The organism is Lutibacter sp. HS1-25 (genome assembly GCF_004121075.1).
Taxonomy (GTDB): Bacteria; Bacteroidota; Bacteroidia; order Flavobacteriales; family Flavobacteriaceae; genus Lutibacter.
Window position 1 is genome coordinate 1 of the sequence record NZ_RHLN01000046.1, and the last position, 4,765, is coordinate 4,765.

The window sequence follows — 4,765 nt, forward strand, 5'->3', positions numbered from 1 at the left end:
AAATCACATAAAATTGAGCATTGGATGTGGTTCCTCCTTCGTCGGAATGACAAGTTATAAATGGTATTAAGTCAAAAGTGGGTATTTAATATCTAGTAGCCACAAGCCAAAAGCTAGTATTCTGTATCTATTAATAATTATTCCTTTTTCATTATTAATTAGTAAAAGTATGTTTTGAATAGGTAGCTTATTTTAAATCTTCTATTAATTTGTTGGGATTTTGTCGTGTATCGAATATGTTTGCTATTTCGATACGACTATATTTATAGTTTATCCAATAAACGACTTTGTAATTTTTATAAATTAAATAACGGAATACTTGTTTTCGATTATCAAGCGCATTTTCAATTTGACCAATTTCAGGTTGTTGCTCAATTCCTATTGTAGTATCAATAATTCCATTTATTAATTTTTGAGCAACTTTTTTACTAGCCTTTTCCGAATAATAACTATAAATGTCTTCGAGTTTATTTTCAGCCAGTTCTAACCAATAAACATCTAATTCCATTTTTGGATTTTAGCTTTCAAATCAGTTGCTTTAATCATCCTGCCATTTTTGGAATCCTCCATTGCTTGGTCAATTTCAGCATTGTATTGCTCCATACTCATTGGTTTGAAGCTTTTCTCAATTAACTCGTTTTTTCTTTTACGCAATAGTTTTTCAAGTCCACTAACAATTTCCTCGTTTTGGAGTCTTAAAAATTCTTGAACAAATATTATTTTTCTAGCTTCTAAATCCATTATTACTATCTTTTATTCAAATGTACAAAATTATCGACTTTGGTAAGTTTTTGATTTCTGATTTTTTTTCAGCTTGTCACCAATAAAAAAAATAAGTACCTGGTAATCAGTTTTTAGTAACAGTATTTAGTAGCAGTTTTAAATTTTAGGTTTTAAGTCAGTTTTCAGTAACAGTTTTAAGTTCTAAGTTTTAAGTTTTAAGTCAAAAGCCAGTTTTAAGTCACAAGTAATTATTCAACTGTAATATTCCCCTCTTGAGAGGGGTTAGGGGTGTGTATTTATAAATTAGTTTAATTATTAACAAAATCAACGCTACCGAAAAATTGCCTTTCCCCAACCCTAAAGGTAGTCAATTTTTCAATAGGAAAGTATTCAGTATCTGGTAATAATTATTCCTTTTTCATTATTAATTTGTAACAGTATTCTTTGAACCGTCATCCTCGCGAATGCGGGGATCTGTTGCTGTAAGTACTAAAAAGCATGTTTTGTCATTTCGATTGCAATGAGAAATCACATAAAATTAAGCATTGGATATGGTTCCTCCTTCGTCGGAATGACAAATTTATGTATTGTTTTTAAGTCAAAAGACGGTATTTAACACCTTGCTTTTGGTGGCTGAGCGTAGTCGAAGCCATTATTTGGAAGTTGAGTTTTAAGTCGGTATTCAGTTTTCAGTTCTAAGTTTTAAGTTTTAAGTTCTAAGCTGGTACTCAGTATTAACTTTTCATTATTAATTATTCATTATTTAGCCAGTATCAGTTTTAATTTAATAAACAATTCGTAAAAGCAAATAACAACTGTTTATTTTATAACTTTTTCTTTTGTTTTTTTAAACACATATACATAGCCCAAAGACAATAATGTCAATACGCTCAATATGATCAATATTTGTGTTGAAAAAGTAAATTTATAGGTGTAAAAAACCAAAAAACCAATAGCTAATTGCAGTAAAGCATAGATAGCCGAAACTTTTAAATGTGACCATTTCCAAACATCCACTAGTTTCTGATAGATATGATGCCTGTGCGCTTCCATAATATGTTCTTTGATACTTATTCTGAATAAAATGGTTAAAACACCATCAACACCATATACCGATACCAATAACAATATCACGGGTGCCTGTAAAGACAATCCTAAATGTAAACCCACAAAAAACAGCAACATTGCCAAAGAAATACTCCCCACATCACCTGCAAACATCCTGGCTTTTTTTCTAAAATTATAATAACCAAAAACAACTATTGATAAAAATACATAGCTGATTAAGTCGGGTTCAATAATTTGTGCTGTACTATTAATTAGCCATACCCCTACCAAAACTGCCATACTGTACAAACCTGTAATGCCATTGATACCATCCATAAAATTAAACAGATTGATAAATCCAACTCCTACAATGGCAGCTATCACTATCCAAATAAGGGGTGCATCAAACAATTGCAATTGATACAAAACCAAGCCAATAGCAATAAACTGAAATGGCAATCGTATTTTGGCAGATAAGGTATATATATCGTCTAAAAAGCTCAATATCGCTGCCAAACTCAAGCCTGCTACAAAATACGGGTATTGAAATTGTGAACTCACAAAAAAAGCAATCACCGCTATAAAAAATAAAATACCACCACCACGTATGGTTGGTATGGTGTGTGAACTTCTAAAGTTTGGATTGTCGACTATGTTTAGTTTTGAAGCGATTTTAATGTAAATAACCGCACAAATAACCAACAAAAGTGTTATTAAAATATACTGCATTGGAAAACTATTGATTGTTTTTAAAAGATTTGATGGTGTTTATAAGTCCTTGTTTAGTTTGCACTGGCAAGTCTATTTTTAAGTTCTTTTTTATCTTGGCATTGCTCACTACATAATTTTCGGTTAACTTTTGTAATTTTTCAGTATTGAAAGGCAAATGCAATCTTGTACCAACTTTACCCAATGTTTGAATGATTCCTTTAGGCAATTTCCATATTTTTGAGGTCTTACCACTCGCCTCTCCTATCAATTCAACCAAAGTATTTGTTGCTATGGCTTCATCATCGGCAACATTGTAAATACCACTTTCGGGTAGTCGAGAGATTAAATTCTCAATTACAAAACACAAATTTTCAACGGTTAAAAAAGAACGTTTGTTTTCAAAATCTCCTAAAGGATAAGGTATCCCTTTGTTAACCAATTGGTATAACAAATTTAAATTGCCTTTGTTCCCCGGACCGTGAATCATACAAGGGCGCAAGATATATAAAAACTTATCAGACGGCAATTTTTGACTTGTTAAATAGTTCTCGGCTGCCAATTTAGACTTTCCATAAACTGTTATGGGATTTGGTGTTGTTGCTTCGGTTAAAATTCCTTCTACTTCATCGGCAACAGCTTTTACAGAGCTGATGTACACAAAAACTTTACAATCACTTGCTAAAAACTGATCAAACAATGTTTTTGTCAACTTGGTATTTACCTCAAAATATTCACTATCATCTGCAACCCCTTTTAAATCGTGGGCCTTTCCTGCCAAATGTATAAAAGCATCGTATTTATTCCAACTATTTGCAGTAAGCGAGGTGTAACTGTATTCTTTTGTAGATTTCGGACTTCTAGTAACACCGGTGGTTTTATACCCTGTTTTGTTTAAATAGGTGCTTAGGTTTGTTCCTACAAAACCTGTGTTTCCTGTAATTAATATGTTTTTTTCTTGATTCATTTATTTTTAAATATTAACGTCATGCTCTGTTTGACTGGGCATCTGCAACTTCACGTTCTAAATCATGAGATCCCGAAACAACACTTCGACAAGCTCAGTGTGACATCTTTGGGATGACGTTCTTCAGGGTAAAGTTTGATTTGATTCGTCATGCTCAGCTTGACTGGGCATCTGCAACTTTGGAACTACAAACATACTTTGAAATTCTTTAGCATGAGACCCAGAAACAACACTTCGACTCCACTCAGTGACCAGTTCAGGGTGACGCTTATTTTCAGAATGACCAGTTCAACATCTACTCCAATTTAGCTGCAAATATAGTTTGAAATTTTTTAGTATGACATTATGAAATTTAATTTCGACTTGGCTGAGCATAGGGCTGGAAATGACGTGTTAATTCCCCTCTTGAGAGGGGTTAGGGGTGTGTATTTATAAATTAGTTTAATTATTAACAAAGTTAAACGCTACCGAAAAATTGTTTTTCCCCAACCCTAAAGGGAGTCAATTTTTCAATAGAAAAGTATTCTGTAACAGTTTTAAGTTAAAAGCTAATAGCTAGTTTTCAGTAACAGTATTCAGTAGCAGTTCTAAGTTTTAAGTTTTAAGCTTTAAGTTGGTATTCATTATTAACTTTTCATTATTAATTATTAATCAACCAACCGTCATTGACTCCGTCGAATCTGCGATTTCTCGCGAATGCGGGGATCTGTTACTGTAAATACTAAAAAGTATCTTTGAACTACACAATTAACAGATTGCATTTAATTAATTTTCTTGTTCTTTTCCATTGATGAAAAGAACCAAAAATCTAGTCTGATTTTATTTTTCTGCAAGCCTACTTAAAAAATATTACCCACCATTTCCAGACCGCTACGCTCTTTGGAAAACCCGCCATCCAGCGCTATATTTTTTAATTGTTTGCAACGAAAAATTAAATAGGACAACTGTTTTTTCAACATCCTTTTTCAAAACGACAATTTACTTTTGAAGGAACTCTTTTTGTAAGAATAGTACAGCCAAAGCTCAGAGATTACCAACCAACCGTCATCCTCGCGTATGCGGGGATCTGTTGCTACAAATACTAAAAAGTATCTTTGAACTAAACAAAACACTCCCCTAGCCCCTCATTTCGGCTACGCTCAATACAGCGCTCAAGAGGGGAATGGATTTGAACCTAAGGACAAACTGATTTCCAGTCAATACTTCGAATTAGCTTAGCAAAGGGCTGAAAATGACGTATGTTTTGTCATTTCGATTGCAATGAGAAATCACATAATACTGAGCATTGGATGTGGTTCCTCCTTCGTCGGAATGACAAGT

At 33.0% G+C, this 4,765-nt stretch carries 4 protein-coding genes; all 4 read right to left on the bottom strand.

From position 1 onward, the window contains the following. Positions 1–187 precede the first annotated feature (187 nt). Complete coding sequence (locus EC396_RS11855) at positions 188–508, bottom strand: type II toxin-antitoxin system RelE/ParE family toxin (protein WP_129366904.1); 321 nt, start codon at positions 506–508, stop codon at positions 188–190. Beyond that, a complete protein-coding gene (locus EC396_RS11860) occupies positions 499–741 on the bottom strand; it encodes a hypothetical protein (RefSeq protein WP_129366905.1) in 243 nt (80 codons plus the stop codon). Before EC396_RS11860 ends, EC396_RS11855 begins: the two co-directional genes overlap by 10 nt. An 801-nt stretch (positions 742–1,542) precedes the next feature. Continuing rightward, positions 1,543–2,499 (bottom strand): glycosyltransferase family 4 protein, encoded by a 957-nt coding sequence (locus EC396_RS11865; protein WP_129366906.1) that lies wholly within the window; start codon positions 2,497–2,499, stop codon positions 1,543–1,545. Between the two features lie 7 nt (positions 2,500–2,506). Continuing rightward, positions 2,507–3,445: an NAD-dependent epimerase/dehydratase family protein gene (locus EC396_RS11870; RefSeq protein ID WP_129366907.1), complete on the bottom strand. Its 939-nt coding sequence runs from the start codon at positions 3,443–3,445 to the stop codon at positions 2,507–2,509. Between the last annotated feature and the right edge of the window lie 1,320 nt (positions 3,446–4,765).